Consider the following 20,735-nt stretch of genomic DNA (forward strand, 5'->3'; position numbering starts at 1 on the left):
CCCGTCTAGTTTTTGCGTTCTATTTGATTTGGCACTAATCCCTTGATGATGAAATCAGCCAAATATTTCTGAATGAATTTTTCCTCAATAGCAGGGAAAACAATGTCTGTACCTGCTAATCCAGCAAGAGTATTAGTCAAGTCGAACTCAGGAGGTTGATTGGTGTTCTCAGCTTTCTCTTGAGAATCGCTTTCTATGTTCTGTTCCCCAACTATGGCCAGAAGAGATTGTAAAACTGGGTTGGCAGATTCTTGATTAGTGCGGATGAGGTGCGATCGCCACTCTGGAAAGGAAACCTCCTCTAATCGATAGCCCAAAGCCCGAATGCAGTTAAACACGTTACTCATCAGCGTGGGACGAGGATTGACCAAGTGAAACGCTTTACCCAAAGACTCTTGCTGCTGGGAGAGATGAATAATTGCGCGGCTCATATAGTCAATGGGAATCACGTTTTCTTGCCAACCATCTAATTTGGGAACCATTCCTAACTGAATACAGCCGGGGATAAATCTGGATAACAAATCGTCAGGATTGCAGACACCTGTTTGGGTGTGTCCGATGATTCTACAGGATCTGTAAATCGAAACAGGCAGTCCGCGATCGCGCGCACTCATCACCAATTTTTCGGCTACCCACTTACTTTCGGAATAGCCACTATTAATATCTTCGCTGTGTTCCAGGGGATCGGATTCCCAAATTTTTGTCGCTTGCGAATAAGCTGGTGAACCAAATACACTCATTGTGGAAATGTGGTGGACAGGCTTGAGCTTAATTTCGCTGGCTAACCGCAACACTTCCTGGGTTCCCAAAACGTTAGCAGCTTTGAGGACTGAGTAAGGATAAACAGCATTTACCCATGCGCCATTGTGATAAATGATATCAATCTTGCTGGCTAAATCTTGGAACTGGGATGGAGAAAGACCGAGTAATGGTTTTGACAAATCCCCCAGTATCGGTATAATCCTCGAACTGAACACATCTCGCCACAATTGGCAAGATACCATTTGGCTTTGCACCTTTTGTTTAGCTTGTTGTTCATCAGCAGCACGCACCAAACAATAGATATCAGCCTGGGTTTGTTCTAAGAGTTCATAGAGTAAATAACCGCCAAGAAAACCAGTGGCTCCGGTCAAAAAGATACTCTGTGGTTCCCTGGTATAGGTAAAAGATAAAAGATGAGGCTGAATGGCTGGATCTAAAATCGCGTCCGCGTTTAAAGCCTGCTGTGTATTGCCGACAATTGTAGGAGAATTTTCCAGTTTGGCGGCAATTGTCGCAGCTAGTTCAGCTACAGTGGGGTTGTCAAACAGCGATCGCAACGGCAATTCGATTTTCAGTGCTTTTCGCACTTGAGATATAACTTGAGTGGCTTTGAGAGAATGTCCACCCATTTCAAAAAAGTTATCCTGTACCCCAACCTTGTCGATTTTCAGCGACTCAGCCCAAATCCTGGCTAACATTTCCTCAATCGGCGTGCGCGGAGCGACAAAAGACTGTTTGAGTTCGAGATGCAAATCTGGTGCAGGTAAAGCGCGACGGTCTACTTTACCATTAGGTGTCAGAGGTAGGGACTCTAGCACCACAAACGCATCAGGAACCATATAATCTGGGACTCGCTGTTTCAGGAAGAGGCGCAAGTCACTCATTGTCGGTGCTTCTTCCTGAAGCGGGACAACATAAGCCACCAATTGCTTGTTACCGGGAATACTTTCTCTGGCAATCAAGACAGTCTCTCTCACACCGGGATGCTGGCTCAGTACCGCTTCAATTTCGCCCAACTCAATGCGGAATCCCCGGATTTTCACTTGACCATCAATACGTCCCAAGTATTCAATATTGCCATCCGGTAAATAACGCGCCAAATCCCCTGTTTTATATAATTTTGAATTATTGAAGGGGTTGGGGATGAATTTTTCTGCTGTCAATTCTGGACGGTTGAAGTAGCCTCTAGCCAAACCTGCACCGCCAATATGCAGTTCTCCAGGCACACCTACAGGTACTGGTTGTAAGTTACTGTCTAGGATGTATATTTGGGTGTTCGGGAGGGGGCGACCAATAGGAACAGAGGACAAGGTAGCGGCAACCATGTCGGTAGATAAGGCATAGCAACTGGCTTGAATTGTCGTTTCCGTAGGGCCGTAACCGTTAACCAACTGTGGAGGAGTATCTAATTGATCCAAGTCGGCATTTTGCTCTAAGTATTCGTACCACAGCTTGACTTTTTCTGGTAGCAGTTGTTCTCCACCAACAGTGATCAGTCGCAGACTGGGCGAAAGACTCTTGTTTGTTTGAGCCAGTTCTGTAATTAACTCATGCCAGTAGGCTGTTGGTAGATTCATGATGGTGATTTGCCAACGTTGAATACCTTCGACAAAATCAGCCCAGGAATCTAACATTTGTTCTGTGCGTAATACCAATGTCCCGCCAGCAGTTAAGCAGGGATAAACATCTTTAGCAAAGACATCGAAACTAAAAGAACTAAACTGGAGGACGGCATCTTTTTGACTCATGCTCCATCGTACTTGCTCGACTTTTGTAAAGTTGACCAAAGAACAATGTTCAATCATCACCCCTTTAGGTTTGCCTGTAGAACCCGAGGTATAAATTACATAAGCCAGATCAGTTGCTTGGACGTTGCTGATGGGATTATCTTGACTGAATTGTGCGATCGCCTCAGCATCCGTATCCAAACAAACCTTGTACTGAGCGTAGTCGAAGTCAAGCTGTGCTTGATGCTCAGGTAGTCTGTATAACAGTGCCTGTTGAGTCACCAGCACGGAAACTTGAGCATCTTCCAACATGAATGCTAAACGCTCGCTGGGATATTTACTGTCAAGGGGTACATAAGCTCCACCAGCTTTGAGAATTCCCAATATTCCCACGATCATTTCTAGGGAGCGTTTCACACAAATGCCCACCAGTACATCTGGTTTTACACCCAAAGATTTTAGATAGTGCGCCAATTGATTAGCACGACAATTTAATTCGTGATAAGTCAGTTTTTGATTGTCAAATATTACCGCCACTGCATCGGGGGTACGCTCTACCTGTTCTTCAAACAACTGATGAATACATTTATCTTGGGGATACTCGACCTGTGTATCATTCCACTCAATTAACAACTGCTGTTGTTCGGCTTCTGACAGCAGAGAATGCAACTCGTAGCGTTTTTGTGGCTGGTTGACCATTGCTACTAGCGCCTGGAAATAGTATTCACCAATTTTGTTGATTTGTGGTGCAGATAACTCAGTCGCATCGTATTGAAGTGTTAACTCGATTTGAGATGAGGCAAGATTGACACTAAATTGGGCGCTAAAAGTGAAGTTAGTTTCTTCAAAGAACTTACCACCCAGTAGCTGCAAATTATCTAGTCCCAGCAACTTGTCATAAGCATGGAAATGCACGAAGTTAAACGCCGTCTCAAACAGAGGTTGACCGCCTAAATTCCTTTGGATTTCGGCGAGTGGATAGCGACGGTGTGGTAGCATTTCCCGTTCAGACCTAAACACTTGCTGCACTAGGTCAAGCCAAGTTCCGCCAGACAATTGACAACGGAAGGGTAGAGTATTTAGGAATAATCCTAAGATGCGATCGCCATCACTTTGTTCCGGTCTTCCATTCGCTACTACACCCGTCAACACATCCGAGTTTCCACCCAGCAGACTTAACACCCGTAAATGAGCCGCTAACAGCACCGTCTTCAAAGGAACTTCTGCTAACTGAGCGAATTGTTTCAACCCTTCGCTAATCTCAGGAGATAAACTGACCGCTTGCAAACCTAGCTTAGAAACACCAGTGTTTTTAGATACAGGCGACCATCTGGGCAACTTAGTGAAAGTGCAATCACTTAACTTTTGACTCCAGTAATCTTGAGTGGCGGAGGAAGCTAAAGCTTGTTGCTCTAAGTCCACAAAATCGCGGAAGTTGATACTTAATGGTGGTGAGACATAATCAACTGCGGCGTTCACCCGTGATAAATAACGCCCAAGTAACTCACTCATCATCGAAGCCACACTCCAGCCATCGAGAATTGCGTGGTGGAAGCTCAAAGTGAGATTAAATGATTCCTGTGTACGACGGTGAACAAAGAAACGGATCAGGGGAGGATGATTCCAGTCAAAATGCTGTTGCTTTTCGACTTCAAACCAAGCAACTAAAGCCGCTTCTTGCTCAGAATCATTCAAATGACACCAATCTTCTACCTGTAAAGGAACCTCCACTCGCTGATGAACTAATTGCAGAGGAACACTGAAGTTACTTGGGTCAAAGGAAGTCCGCAGTATGGGGTGATATTGAACTAAATCTTGTATGGCGACCTGCAAAAGTTCAACATCAAGCGGGGTTTTGAGGTAGTAACTGAAAATATCATGATAGATAGCAGTATCTTTACTGAACTCAGTGTGATAAAGCATACCCATTTGCAGCATCGCCAGGGGATAAGCATCCTCTATACCAGCAGGTAACTTTTGTTTGTCTGCTGCGCTAATGAGACTAAATGGTTGAGCTAATTCTAATTTTGCCATCTCATTCTCTGGCATTTTCAATTCTTGCAATAGCCCATGAATGGTCTGATGTTGGAATAGCTGCTGTATAGAGAAATTCCAACCTTGTTCTTTAGCAGCAGACAGCACTTGAATACTGCGAATCGAATCTCCGCCTAAAGCGAAGAAGTTATCATGAATACCCACCTGTTCTACACCCAGAACCTTAGCCCAGATAGCAGCCAGGATTTTTTCTTCGGTCGTGCTGGGGGCGACAAAATCATCTTCTAATTCTGGTCTGGCTGTGTTAATTGCTGGCAATGCCGCACGATTTAGCTTACCATTTACCGTCAGTGGTAGTGCTTCTAGGAACATAAAAGCACTAGGAATCATGTAATCAGGGAGTCTTTGTTCAAGGAAAGCACGTAGTTCGGATGCTTTGGGAGATTCTTCACCTTGTGGGACTAAGTAAGCCACCAGACGTTTATCCCCTGGTTGATCCTCTCGCACTATCACCACGCTTTCCCTGACTGCGGGATGTTGCAACAGTAACGCCTCAATCTCTCCCAACTCAATGCGGAAACCGCGAATCTTCACTTGTTGGTCAATTCTGCCTAAATATTCCAACTCCCCATTCGGTAAATAACGAGCTAAATCTCCGGTTTTATATAATAGTTGCCCAGAGTTGTGATCAACAGGATGGGGAATAAACCTTTGGGCTGTCAGTTCGGGACGATGAAGATAACCACGAGTCACCCCAGCACCACCAACATACATTTCTCCCGGTACACCCACAGGTACTACTTGGTGATATTGGTCTAGGACATACACCTGTAAGTCGGGAATGGGACGACCGATAACACTGGCTCCCCCATCCACATCGGCAAAGCTTATGGGACGATAGGTAACATGAACGGTGGTTTCTGTAATCCCGTACATATTGACTAATTGGGGTAACTCATCACCGTGGCGCTCAAACCAAGGTTGTAGAGTTTTTGGTTCTAAGGCTTCGCCACCGAAAATAACTAGGCGTAAGTTGATATCGCCAATATTCTCTCTGGCTTGTTCTGCGGCTATTAATTGGCGGAAGGCTGATGGGGTTTGATTGAGAACGGTGACTTTTTCAGTACACAATAACTGGTAGAAAGATTCAGGCGATCGCGTGACTAAATATGGTACTACTACTAGTCTGCCACCGTAGAGCAATGCTCCCCATATTTCCCAGACTGAGAAGTCGAATGCATAAGAGTGGAATAATGTCCAGACATCTGCTGCACTAAAGTTATACCAAGCATCGGTGGCGGCAAATAGGCGCGTGACGTTACTGTGGTTGACTAATACGCCTTTGGGTTTCCCTGTGGAACCTGATGTGTAGATGACGTAGGCGAGGTTTGTGGGTTTGACTACATCCAGCAGATTTGATTGGTATTGGGGGTATTCGCTGTCGATGCAGACTAGTTGTGCTTGATGTGCTGGTAATTTCTCAATGAGATGCTGTTGAGTGACTATTACCCTGACTTGTGCATCTTCTAGCATGAAACTCAGGCGCTCAGGGGGATATTCTGGGTCTAGTGGGAGGTATGCTCCACCTGCTTTGAGGATGCCTAATATCCCTACTACCATTTCTAGGGAGCGTTCTACACTTAGTCCTACTAGTACATCGGCTCCTACACCCAAGGAACGCAAGTAATGTGCTAAAGAGTTGGCACGGTTGTTTAACTCCTGGTATGTCAGGCTTTCATTTTCAAACACTACCGCTACTGCGTTGGGGCTGCGTTCTACTTGCTCCTCAAACAACTGATGAATACACTTATCTTGGGAATACTCTAAGTGTGTATCGTGCCAGGGGAATAATAACTGCTGTTGTTCGGCTTCTGACAGCAGAGAGTACGACTCGTAACGTTCTTGTGGCTGGTTCACCATTGCTACCAGCGCCTTAAAGTAGTAGTCACCAATCCTCTGCATTTGTAGCGCCGATAACTCAGTCGCATCGTATTGCAGTTTTAACTCGATTTGAGATGAGGCGGGATCAACACCAAATTGAGCGGTGAAAGTGAAGTTAGTTTCTTCAAAGAACTTACCACCCAGTAGCTGCAAATTATCTAACCCCATTAACTGTTGGTAGACATGAAAATGCACGAAGTTAAACGCCGTCTCAAACAGAGGCTGACCACCTAAATTCCGTTGGATTTGGGCGAGTGGATAGCGACGGTGTGGTAGCATTTCCCGTTCAGACCTAAACACTTGCTGCACTAGGTCGAGCCAAGTTCCGCCAGATAATTGACAGCGAAGTGGCAGAGTATTCAAGAATAATCCTAAGATGCGATCGCCATCACTTTGTTCCGGTCTGCCATTCGCTACTAAACCCGTCAACACATCGGAGTTTCCACCCAGAAGATTCAACACCCGTAAATGAGCCGCTAACAGCACTGTCTTCAAAGGAACTTCTGCCAACTGAGCAAATTGTTTCAACCCTTGACAAATCTCAGGGGAGAGAGTGACTTCTTGTACACCGAGGGGAGTAACACCAGTGTTTTTGGACACAGGCGACCATCTGGGCAACTTAGTGAAAGTGCTATCACTTAACTTGTGACTCCAGTAATCTTGAGTTGCTGCGTCAGCTAAAGCTTGTTGCTCTAAGTCCACAAAATCGCGGAAGGCGAGACTTAATGGTGGTGAGACATAATCGACGGCTGCGTTCACCCGTGATAAATAACGCCCAAGTAACTCACTCATCATCGAAGCCACACTCCAGCCATCGAGAATTGCGTGGTGGCAACTTAAAGTTAAATTAAATGATTCCTGTGTACGACGGTGAACAAAGAAACGGATCAGGGGAGGATGATTCCAGTCAAAATGCTGTTGCTTTTCGACTTCAAACCAAGCAACTAAAGCCGCTTCTTGCTGCTCATAATTTAAATGACACCAGTCTTCTACAAGTAGGGGAATCTTAACTTGCTGATGAACTAGTTGCAGGGGAATAGTATAGTTACTGAGTGCAAAGGAAGTTCGCAGTATGGGGTGGCGTTCAGCTAAATCTTGTAAAGCAGCCTGTAACTGTTCGACATCAAGCGGGGCTTGGAAATGGAAACTGCTAATTTCGCGGTAGACGGCACTATCTTTGTTGTACTCAGTGTGATAGAGCATACCCATTTGCAGCATCGCCAGGGGATAAGCATCCTCTATGCCATCGGGTAACTTTTGTTTGTCTGCTTCGCAAATCAGACTGAATGGTTGAGTTAACTGTGACTTGGTAAGATTCTGCCCTTGGGTTTCCAGTTCTTGGACTAGACCATGAATTGTTTGATGTTGGAATAGCTGCTGCACAGAGAAATTCAAACCTTGTTCTTTAGCCGCAGCCAGCACTTGAATACTGCGAATGGAATCTCCACCTAAAGCGAAGAAGTTATCATGAATACCTACTTGTTCCACACCCAGAACCTTAGCCCAGATAGCCGCCAGGATTTTTTCTTTGGTAGTGCTGGGGGCGACAAAATCATCTTCTAGTTCTGCTCTGGTGCTGCTTGGTGGTTTCAACGCCGCACGGTCTAGCTTACCATTGACCGTGAGAGGGAAAGCATCTAGGTGTACAAAAGCACTAGGAATCATGTAATCAGGTAGCTTTTGTTTGAGGAAAGCACGTAGTTCGGAAGCTTTCGCCAACTCTTCACCTTGCGAAACTAAGTAAGCCACCAGACGTTTATCCCCTGGTTGATCCTCTCGCACTATCACCACACTTTCCCGCACAGAGTGGTGTTGCAACAATAATGCCTCAATCTCTCCCAACTCAATACGGAAACCGCGAATCTTCACTTGTTGGTCAATTCTGCCTAAATATTCCAACTCCCCATTCGGTAAATAACGGGCTAAATCTCCGGTTTTATACAAGCGTTGAGCGGAGTTTTCATCAAAGGGATGAGGAATAAACCTTTGGGCTGTTAGTTCCTCTCGATTGAGATAACCACGCGTCACCCCAGCACCACCAACATACATTTCTCCCGGTACACCCACAGGTACTACTTGGTGATATTGGTCTAGGACATACACCTGCAAGTCGGGAATGGGACAACCAATGACACTTGCTCCCCCATGCACATCGGCTTGGGTGATGGGACGATAGGTAACATGGACGGTGGTTTCGGTAATGCCGTACATATTCACTAATTGGGGTGAGGTGTCGCCGTGTCGCTCAAACCAAGGTTGCAGAGTCTTGGGTTCGAGGGCTTCACCACCGAAAATGACTAGGCGTAATTTGATATCGCCAATAGTTTCTTTGGACTGTTCTGCGGCAATTAATTGACGGAAGGCGGAAGGGGTTTGATTGAGAACTGTGACTTTTTCAGTACACAATAACTCATAGAACGATTCAGGCGATCGCGTGACTAAATATGGTACTACTACTAATCTGCCACCATACAGCAATGCTCCCCATATTTCCCAGACTGAGAAGTCGAACGCATAAGAGTGGAATAATGTCCACACATCTGCTGCACTAAAGTTATACCAAGCATCGGTGGCGGCAAATAGGCGAGTGACGTTACTGTGGTTGACTAATACGCCTTTGGGTTTCCCTGTGGAACCGGAGGTGTAGATAACATAAGCCAGGTTTGTGGGTTTGACTACATCCAGCAGATTTGATTGGTATTGGGGGTATTCGCTGTCGATGCAGACTAGTTGTGCTTGATGTGCTGGTAATTTCTCGACTAGATGCTGTTGGGTGAGTAGTACGCTGACTTGAGCATCTTCGAGCATGAATGCTAAACGTTCGCTGGGATATTCTGGGTCTAGTGGTAGGTATGCTCCACCTGCTTTGAGGATGCCTAATATTCCCACGACCATTTCCAGGGAGCGTTCTACACTTAGTCCTACTAGTATATCTGCACCGACACCCTCCAAACGCAAGTAATTTGCTAAAGAGTTGGCGCGACAGTTTAATTCGTAGTATGTCAGGCTTTCATTTTCAAACACCACCGCCACTGCATCGGGTGTAAGCTCTACCTGCTCCTCAAATAATTGATGAATACACTTATCTTGGCCATAGTCAAGCTGTGTATCTTGCCACGGGAATAATAACTGTTGTTGTTGGGACTGAGTGAGTATTGGTAGTTGGGCAATTTGCGCTTCTGGATGAGCCACAATTGCTTCTAGCAAGGTGAGAAAATGCCCATTCATCCGCTCAATGGTGCTGCTGTCAAACAAGTCAGTGTTATATTCCCACCATCCTATTAAGCCAGTCGCCGTGTTTTGCATGGCTAAAGTTAAATCAAACTTGGCAGTTTTACTGGCGATGGGTAAGGAACTGACCGTTAACCCACTCAACTGCACTTCTGAAATGGGCGCATTCTGGAGGGCAAACATTACCTGGAACAATGGTGTATGGCTGAGATCCCGTTCTGGCTGTAATGCTTCTACCAGCATTTCAAAGGGTAAATCTTGATGAGCATAAGCCGACAGTGCCATTGAGCGAATGCGTGAGAGTAATTCGCTAAAACTGGGATTTTGTGATAAGTCACTCCGCATCACCAAGGTATTGACAAAAAAGCCGATTAACCCTTCGATGTCGGTGCGATCGCGGTTCGCTATCGGTGTCCCCACTAAAATATCTTCTTGCCCGGTGTAGCGATACAGCAGGGTGTTATATGCCGCTAACAGCGTCATAAACATTGTTACCCCTTGCTGAGTACTCAGCTTTTCCAATTTCTGGGTTAACTCAGCCGACAATGCAAACTCCAAATATGTACCATTGAACGTCTGCACCGCAGGTCTGGGTCTGTCTGTGGGTAATGGTAGGAATGTCTGTGCTGAGGCTAACTGTTGTTTCCAGTAGCTCAATTGCTTGTCGAGGACTTCCCCTTGCAACCACTGTCTTTGCCAAATAGCAAAATCTGCGTACTGTATTGGCAGTGGTAACAACGGTGACTGTTGATTCTGGCTATAGGCATTGTACAGTGCGGTTAATTCATCCACAAACACACCCATCGACCAACCGTCACTGACTACGTGGTGCATACATACACTCAACCACTGTTCTGTTTGCGACAGCACTAATAATGTCGCTCTGATTAAGGCATCCGACCCTAAGTCAAAGGTTTGAATTGCTTGTTGTTGCAATAATTGCTGTGCAGTCGTTGCTTGTTCGCTTGCCGATAAATGCTGCAAGTCAACTACTGCAAGTTGCCAATTCGTGAGGGTTTGAATAATTTGTCTTGGCTGCCCATCAACGGTAACAAAGTTCGTGCGTAAAGTTTCGTGGCGATGAATAATTTCCCTCAAGCTTTGTTCTAACGCCGCCACATCAACAGTTCCCACTAAGCGTAACCCGAAGGGAATATTATATAAGGAACTGTTCGGCTGGAACTGGTCTAAAAACCACAACCTTTGCTGCGCGAAGGACAGGGGTAAGTCTGCATTCTCTGTCCTCTGGAGAATGGGCGGTGCAACTAGTGCTAAGTCTTGTTGCTGTAGTTGTCCTATTATTGATGCTATTCCCGCAATTGTCGGTGCAGCAAATAAACTCCGCAATGGTAGTTCGACTTGGAAGTTTGTACGAATGCGGGAGACTATTTGCGTCGCTAGTAGTGAGTGTCCGCCTAACTCAAAGAAATTGTCTTCTCTGCCGATAGGCTCCACTTTCAGCACTTGTTGCCAAATCAGTACCAGGATTTCTTCTATTGGCGTGCGAGGTGCGACATATGTCTCGGAAATTTCACTACTTAGCTCTGGTGCTGGTAGAGCGCGACGGTTGACTTTGCCACTAGGAGTCAGGGGTAGGGCATCCAAAGTGACGATCGCCGCCGGAACCATGTATTCTGGTAGCTGGGATTTGAGGAATTGTCGCAGTTCGCTGACAATAACTGTCTGTTCCGGTTGGGGAACAATGTAAGCTACTAGTCGTTTATCCCCCATGCTCTCTTCGCGGACAATGACACAATTGGCTTGTAGAAGCTGATATTGGCTCAGGACTGCTTCAATTTCACCCAATTCAATCCGGAATCCCCGAATTTTTACCTGATTATCTATGCGTCCCAGGTATTCAATATTGCCATCTGCTAGATACCTTACCAAATCCCCAGTCTTATACAGCCTATCTTCTCCCTTGCTCCCCTGCTCCCCTGCTCCCCTGCCTCGGAAGGGGTTGGGAATAAATTTTTCTTCTGTTAATTCTGGTCTGTTGAGATAGCCTCTGGCTAAGGAAACACCACCGATGTGCAACTCTCCTGGTACACCTACTGGTACAGGCTGTAGATATTGGTCGAGGATATAGATTTGCGTATTGGCGATGGGGCGACCTATTGGCGGTAGTGCTGCCCAATTGTCTACAGGAGGAGTCAGCGTATATGTAGCGACTACATGACTTTCCGATGGGCCGTAATGATTGTGCAGCGTACAGTCACGTAGCCCAGAAAGCCAGTTAGCAATGGCAGGAGTAATCTGTAACTGTTCTCCAGCAGTAATGATTTCCCGCAGATGGCTAGTGACTATTTCATTACTAACGGCTACCTCCGCTAGTTGCTGTAAAGCTACAAACGGCAGATACAATCTTTCTACTGCTTGTTGTTGGAGTAGTTTTAATAATGCTAACGAGTCACGCCGCAGTTGCTCGTCAATTAATAGCAATGTGCCGCCACTACACCAAGTAGTAAACATTTCTTGGAAGGAGACATCAAAGCTGACTGGGGCAAATTGTAGGGTTTTGACTCCTTGAGATGACATTGGGGAATTGTGCAGTTGCCACAATATGAGATTGCAAAGAGCAATCTGATTCATGGCTACGCCCTTTGGTTGTCCTGTGGAACCAGAGGTATAAATTACGTAACCCAAGTTATGCGCTTGCACGCCAGAGATGATATTCTCTTGACTCATCTGATTGATGTCTTGCCAGTCGCTATCCAGGTTGACGACACGCGCTTGATGTTGTGGTAGTTTCTCAACTAATTTTTGTTGGGTGAGCAGCACTGAGACGGCAGCATCTTCTAACATGAATGCTAAACGCTCAGTGGGATACTCTGGGTCAAGTGGTAAGTATGCACCGCCTGCTTTGAGTATTCCGAGTATTCCAATTACCATTTCGAGGGAGCGTTCTACACATATCCCCACTAATGTATCTGGTTTGACTCCCAGCGAATCGCTACACGACAGCTTCGCTGAACGCAAGTAGTTTGCCAAAGAGTTAGCACTACTGTTCAACTGGTGGTAGGTCAGGCTCTGATTTTCAAATATTACCGCCACCGCGTCAGGTGTGCGCTCTACTTGTGCCTCAAACAACTGATGGATAACTTTATCTTGGGGATAATCAACAAAAGTATCGTTCCACTCAACCAGTAAGTTTTGTTGTTCGGTTTGTGTCAGCAGTGGCAATTGGCAGATGTTTTGTTGTGGGTTAGCAACAATGTCTTCCAGCAAGGTGACAAAATGACTTGTCATCCGCTCGATAGTACTAGCATCAAACAAGTCAGTGCTGTATTCCCACAAGCCAACAAGTCCAGTCGGACTGTTCTGCATGATTAAGGTTAAATCAAACCGGGAAGTTGTCAGTTTGATGGGTAAGGAACTGACAGTTAACCCACTCAACTGCACTTGTGAAATGGGTACATCATTTTGCAGAGAAAACATCACCTGGAACAATGGTGTATGGCTCAAGTCCCGTTCTGGCTGTAATGCTTCTACCAGCATTTCAAAGGGTAAATCTTGATGAGCGTAAGCCGACAGTGCCATTGAGCGAATGCGCCAGAGTAATTCGCTAAAACTGGGATTTTGTGATAAGTCACCCCGCATCACTAAGGTATTGACAAAAAAGCCGATTAACCCTTCTACTTCACTGCGATCGCGGTTAGCAATGGGCGAACCCACGAGTATATCTTCTTGCCCGGTGTAGCGATACAGCAGGGTGTTATATGCCGCTAACAGCGTCATAAACAGCGTTACCCCTTGCTGATTACTCAGTTTTTCCAACTGCTGGGTTAACTCAGCCGACAGTGCAAACTCCAGATATGTACCATTGAAAGTCTGCACCGCAGGTCTAGGTCTGTCTGTAGGTAATGGTAAGAATGTCGGTGCTGAGGCTAACTGTTGTTGCCAGTAACTTAATTGCTTGTCCAGGACTTCCCCTTGCAACCACTGCCTTTGCCAAATAGCAAAATCTGCATACTGTATTGGCAGTGGTAACAACGGTGATGGTTGATTTTGGCTATAGGCATTGTATAGTGTGCTTAATTCATCCACAAACACACCCATCGACCAAGCGTCACTGACTACGTGGTGCATACATACACTCAACCACTGTTCTGTCGGCGACAGCAGCAATAATTTGACTCTGATTAATGGTTCACCTGCTAAGTCAAAAGGTGTCAGTGCTTGTTGTTGGGCTAATTCCTGTGCCGCAATTTCAATTTCCTGTGCCGATAAATGCTGGAGGTCAACTACTTCTAGTGTCCAGTTTGTTTGTGCTTGAATTACTTGTGTCGCTTTGCCATCAATGCTGATGAAATTCGTTCTTAATGCTTCGTGGCGCTGAATAATTGTTTCTAAACTTGCTTCTAACGCCGCCACGTTGAGATTTCCTACTAGGCGCAAGCCGATGGGGATGTTGTAGAAAGAACTGTTTGTCTCGAACTGGTCTAAAAACCACAACCTTTGTTGGGCAAATGATAGTGGTAAGTCTGCATTCTCTGTCCGCTTGAGAATGGGGGGTGCAGCTAGTGCTAAGTCTTGTTGCTGTAGTTGCCCAATTATTGATGCTATTTCTGCAATTGTCGGTGCGGCAAATAAACTCCGCAATGGTAGTTCGACTTGGAAGTTGGTACGAATACGCGATACTATTTGCGTTGCTAGTAGTGAATGTCCACCTAACTCAAAGAAGTTATCTTCTCTACCTACTCGCTCTAGTTTGAGAACTTGTTGCCATATCAATGCTAGCAGTTCTTCTGTAGGGGTGCGCGGTGCTACATATTTCTCTGTGTATTCGCTGTCTATTTCTGGTGTTGGTAACGCGCGTCTGTCTAGCTTACCATTAACCGTAAGTGGGAAAGCATCTAGGTGTACAAAAGCACCAGGAATCATGTAATCAGGGAGCTTTTGTTTGAGGAAGGCACGTAGTTCGGATGCTTTGGGAGACTCTTCACCTTGTGGGACTAAGTAAGCCACCAGACGTTTATCCCCTGGTTGATCCTCTCGCACTATCACCACACTTTCCCTGACAGTGGGATGTTGCAACAATAACGCCTCAATCTCTCCCAACTCAATACGGAAACCGCGAATCTTCACTTGTTGGTCAATGCGCCCTAAATATTCCAACTCCCCATTTGGTAAATAACGGGCTAAATCTCCAGTTTTATACAAGCGTTGAGCGGAGTTTTCATCAAAAGGATGAGGAATAAACCTTTGTGCTGTCAGTTCCGCACGATTAAGATAACCACTCGTCACCCCAGCACCACCAACATACATTTCTCCCGGTACACCCACAGGTACTACTTGGTGATATTGGTCTAGGACATACACCTGCAAGTCGGGAATGGGACAACCAATGACACTTGCTCCCCCATGCACATCGGCTTGGGTGATGGGACGATAGGTAACATGGACGGTGGTTTCGGTAATGCCGTACATATTCACTAATTGGGGTAACTCATCACCGTGTCGCTCAAACCAAGGTTGTAATGTTTTTGGTTCTAAAGCTTCGCCACCGAAAATGACTAGGCGTAAGTTGATATCGCCAATAGTTTCTTTGGACTGTTCTGCGGCAATTAATTGACGGAAGGCTGATGGGGTTTGATTAAGAACGGTGACTTTTTCAGTACACAATAACTCATAGAAAGATTCAGGCGATCGCGTGACTAAATATGGTACTACTACTAATCTGCCACCATACAGCAATGCTCCCCATATTTCCCAGACTGAGAAGTCGAACGCATAAGAGTGGAATAATGTCCACACATCTGCTGCACTAAAGTTATACCAAGCATCGGTGGCGGCAAATAGGCGAGTGACGTTACTGTGGTTGACTAATACGCCTTTGGGTTTCCCTGTGGAACCTGATGTGTAGATAACATAAGCCAGATTTGCGGGTTTGACTACATCCAGCAGATTTGCTGGGGTATGTGGGTATTCGCTGTCGATACAGACTAGTTGTGCTTGATGTGCTGGTAATTTCTCGACTAGATGCTGTTGGGTGAGTAGTACGCTGACTTGAGCATCTTCGAGCATGAATGCTAAACGTTCGCTGGGATATTCTGGGTCTAGTGGTAGGTATGCTCCACCTGCTTTGAGGATGCCTAATATGCCTATGACCATTTCTAGGGAGCGTTCTACACTTAGTCCTACTAGTATATCTGCACCGACACCCTCCAAACGCAAGTGGTGTGCTAAAGAGTTGGCGCGACAGTTTAACTCCTGGTATGTCAGGCTCTGGTTTTCAAACACCACCGCCACTGCATCGGGTGTCCGTTCTACTTGCTCCTCAAACAATTGATGAATACACTTATCTTGGCCATATTCAAGCTGTGTATCTTGCCACTGGAATAATAACTGCTGTTGTTCTGACTGAGTGAGGATTGGTAGTTGGGCAATGCGTTCTTCTGGATGAGCCACAATTGCTTCTAGCAAGGTGAGAAAATGCCCATTCATCCGCTCAATTGTGCTGCTGTCAAACAAATCAGTGTTATATTCCCACCAGCCACACAGCCCATTAGCAGTATTTTCCATTCCTAAAGTTAAATCAAACTTGGCGGTTTTACTAGCTATGGGTAAGGAACTGACTGTTAACCCACTCAATTGCACTTGTGAGATGGGCGCATCATTTTGCAGGGAAAACATCACCTGGAACAGTGGTGTATGACTGAGATCCCGTTCTGGCTGCAACGCTTCTACCAGCATTTCAAAGGGTAAATCTTGATGAGCATAAGCCGACAGTGCTATTGAGCGAATGCGCCAGAGTAATTCGCTAAAACTAGAATTTGCCGATAAATCGGTTCGCATCACCAAGGTATTGACAAAAAAGCCGATTAACCCTTCGATGTCGGTGCGATCGCGGTTCGCTATTGGTGTCCCTACCAAAATATCTTCTTGCCCTGTATAACGATACAGCAGGGTGTTATACGCCGCTAACAGCGTCATAAACAGCGTTACCCCTTGCTGATTACTCAGTTTTTCCAATTTCTGAGTTAACTCAGCCGACAGTGCAAACTCCAAGTATGCACCGTTGAAAGTCTGCACCGCAGGTCTGGGTCTGTCTGTAGGTAATGGTAGGAATGTCTGTGCTGAAGCTAACTGTTGTTTCCAGTAACTCAGTTGGCGATTAAGTACATCTCCTTGCAACCACAGTCTTTGCCAAATAGCGAAATCTGCATACTGTATTGGCAGTGGTAATAATGGTGACTGTTGATTTTGGCTATAGGCATTGTATAGTGCTTGTAACTCCTGCACAAATACGCTCATTGACCAACCGTCACTGACAATGTGGTGCATACAAACTAACAACCACTGTTCTGTATCAGACAGCAGCAATAATTTGACTCTGATTAGTGGTTCACCTGCCAAGTCAAAAGGCGTCAGTGCTTGTTGTTGAGTGATTTTCTGTGCTGCAATTTCAATTTCCTGTGCTGATAAATGCTGCAAGTCAACTACTTCTAGGAGCCAGTTTGTTTGTGCTTGAATGACTTGTGTCGCTTGACCATCAATGGTGATGAAATTCGTTCTTAATGCTTCGTGGCGATGAATAATTGCTTCTAAGCTTGTTTCTAACGCCGCCACGTTGAGATTTCCTACTAGACGCAAGCCGATGGGGATGTTGTAATAAGAACTGTTTGTCTCGTACTGGTCTAAAAACCACAACCTTTGTTGGGCGAATGATAGTGGTAAGTCTGCATTCTCTGTCCGCTTGAGAATGGGGGGTGCTGCTAGTGCTAAGTCTTGTTGCTGTAGTTGCCCGATGATGGATGCTATTCCCGCAATTGTCGGTGCGGCAAATAAACTCCGCAATGGTAGTTCGATTTGGAAGTTTGTACGAATGCGGGAGACTATTTGCGTTGCTAGTAGTGAGTGTCCACCTAATTCAAAGAAATTATCTTCTCTACCTACTCGCTCTAGTTTCAGCACTTCTTGCCATATCAGTGCTAACAGTTCTTCTGTGGGGGTGCGCGGTGCTACATATTTCTCTACCTGTTCGCTGTCTATTTCTGGTGTTGGTAACGCTCGTCTGTCTATTTTGCCATTGGGGGTTAGTGGTAGTGCTTCTAGAAACACAAAACCACTAGGAATCATATAATCTGGCAGCTTTTGTTTCAGGAAGCTACGCAGTTCACTTGTGGTTATTTTAACTTCTGATGCAGATACAATGTAGGCGACTAGCCGCTTCTCCCCTCTGGTATCTTCCCGGACGATGACACAATTGGTTTGTACAGCTTCATGTTGATTGAGTATTGCTTCTATTTCACCCAACTCAATACGGAAACCGCGTATTTTTACTTGATTGTCAATACGTCCTATGTATTCAATATTGCCATCTGGTAAATACCTTACCAAATCCCCAGTCTTATATAATTTTGAATTATCAAACGGGTTGGGGATGAATTTGGCTTGTGTTAATTCTGGTCGGTTCAGGTAGCCTCTGGCTAATCCCGCACCGCCTATGTGTAACTCTCCGGCTACACCTACTGGTACTGGTTGTAGATATTGGTCAAGTATGTATATCTGCGTGTTGCTAATGGGGCGACCAATGGGAATAGTTGTAGCTGTGGTTGGTAATTCTTCTACCAAATACCAAGAAGAAAAAGTGGTATTTTCTGTTGGGCCATAGACATGAAGCAATTGCTGGGGAGCGCCTTTTTCCAGTACTTCTTGCACCCATTTCGGGTCAACTGCTTCACCACCAAATAGGAGATATTTTAAGGAACTAAATGCTTGCGGTAGAAAACTGGCTAACTGATTGAATAAAGCTGTGGTGAGGAATAATACACTGATTTGGTAAGAGTGGAGGTAGGCGGCAAATTCTTGGGGGTTGAGCAATACAGATTTACTGATGATGACTAATTTGCCTCCGTGCAGCAATGCTCCCCAAATTTCAAAGGTGGCTGCATCAAAGGCAATATTTGAGGCTTGAGCAACGCAATCATCCGGTGTGAACTGGATGTAGTTGGTGTTGCATACTAGTCGATTTACAGACTGATGGGTAACTACTACTCCTTTGGGTGTGCCTGTGGAACCGGAGGTGTAAATTACATAACACAGGTTTTCTGCACTAACTATGCTGTTGAGAGGATGCTGATTTGCCTGGGCGATGTTTTCCCAGTCTTTATCTAAGCAGACAACCTGCGCCTGATGTTGCCCAAGAGACTGTACTAATTTTTCTTGAGTCAACAGTACCGAAACTTGAGTATCTGCCAGCATGAAACTCAAACGGTCTTGGGGATATTCTGGGTCAAGTGGTACGTAAGCCCCACCTGCTTTGAGAATCGCTAGGAGTCCTACTACCATTTCTAGGGAGCGTTCTACACATATCCCTACTAACACATCTGCGCCTACTCCCAAGGAGCGCAAGTAATGGGCTAAGGAGTCAGCACGACTGTTCAACTCGTGATATGTCAATTGCTGATTTTCACACACTACAGCCACAGCGTCAGGTGTGCGCTCTACTTGCTCCTCAAATAACTGATGGATACATTTATCTTGGGGATAATCTGTGTGGGTATGATTCCACTGGACTAATAACTGCTGTTGTTCCGCCTGTGTGAGTATGGGTAATTGGCAAATTCGCTCTTGGGGATTAGTAACAATACTTTCTAGTAAGGTGACAAAATTAACTGCCATCCGCTCGATAGTACTGCTATCAAATAAATCAGTGTTGTAATTCCATGTACCTTTGAGCGAACCTGGCTCGTCCAAAATAGTTAAGGTTAAATCGAATATAGCCCCTCTAGACCCTGGCATAGATTCGACAATTAACTCATCACTTTCTGTAAGTAAAGCTTCTTGGTCGTTTTGATGAGATCGATCCCAGGCTAAGGCTACCTGATAGATTGGCGAATAACTGGGGTCGCGGACTGGTTGCAGTCGCTCTACTAATAGGGGAAAGGGATATTCTTGATGGTCTAGGGCGTTTAAAACACAGGCGCGCGATCGCTCCAGCAATTCTTCAAAGGTGGGATTTCCTGACAGGTCTGCACGCAAGACCACAGGATTCGTAAAATAACCGATAATCTTCTCAAATTCCGACCGACTCCGATTCACCATTGGTGAACCAATTAAAATATCTTCTTGATTGGTATAACGTAATAATAATATTTGTAATGCTGTTAATACAACTGTGTATAAAGACGCACCCTGTTGCTTGGCTAATTCTGTCAGCTGGTGCAGCAGTTGTTCATCCAGGGCAAAAAATTGGTTAGTCCCGTTATAAGTTTGGTTCTCTGGTCTTGGTCTATCGGTTGGTAAGTTGAGCAATGGTAACTCACCTGAGAGTTGTTTTTGCCAGTAATTCCACAAGCGATCGCCTTCTGAACTAGCGAGCATTTGCTCTGACCAGTTGACGTAATCTTGATACTGATATTTGGCTGCGGGTAGTTGGTGGGGTATACCTTTGGCTATCGCTTGATACAATGCTCTCAGTTCATTGATGAGGATTTCTAAAGACCAGAAATCCCCAATTATATGATGTAGGGTGATGAGCAGAATATGTTCTGTTGCGGCTTGATTGCTGGTAGTCTGATTAATTAACAAATCGAAGCGTACTATTGGGCCTTGTTCTAAGTCGAAAAGGCGATCGCTTCTTTCTGCAACCCAATTATCTACATCATCTTGTGCAAAATCGCTAACTTCTTCGATGCTAAAGTCAACTTGCTGATTGGCGTGAATTGTCTGCACGGGTTCGCTATCAACGGTAGCAAAGGTAGTCCGCAACACTGGATGTCTATCCACAAGGACTTGTGCTGCTTGTTTGAGGGCGAAAATATCTACATTTGCGGCTAATTTCGCTGTATAAGTGAGGTGATAAGCGACACTCTGCGGTGCTAGTTGATCTAAAAACCACAGTGCTTTTTGACCTTGGGACAGGGGATAAGTTGATGTCGCCTGATCACCATCAGATAACAACTTGATAATTTCTGCTTTATATTGCTTAATTTCCCCCAACAACTCAGGGGTTAGTGCATCTTCTGGTGCGTCGTAGTATAGCTTGTCTCCCTCTACCCACAGTTCAATATTCTTTGCCGCCAGATTATTGATAAATTCTGTTAAACTCATAATCTTATTTTCAATTTCTAA

General features: G+C 45.3%; 1 protein-coding gene. It reads right to left on the minus strand.

Going from position 1 to position 20,735, the window contains the following annotated elements; all coding sequences use genetic code 11:
• Positions 1–5: 5 nt before the first annotated feature.
• Entirely contained in the window at positions 6–20,714 is a 20,709-nt protein-coding gene (locus H6G69_RS19545) for a non-ribosomal peptide synthase/polyketide synthase (RefSeq protein ID WP_190690806.1), read from the minus strand.
• Between the last annotated feature and the right edge of the window lie 21 nt (positions 20,715–20,735).

Origin of the sequence: Nostoc sp. FACHB-110 (genome assembly GCF_014697425.1) — a bacterium.
GTDB lineage: Bacteria > Cyanobacteriota > Cyanobacteriia > Cyanobacteriales > Nostocaceae > Nostoc_B.

Bases quoted from the DNA above. Each gene is read 5' to 3' on its own strand.
- H6G69_RS19545 (WP_190690806.1), bottom strand. From the start codon at position 20,714: ATGAGTTTAACAGAATTTATCAATAATCTGGCGGCAAAGAATATTGAA.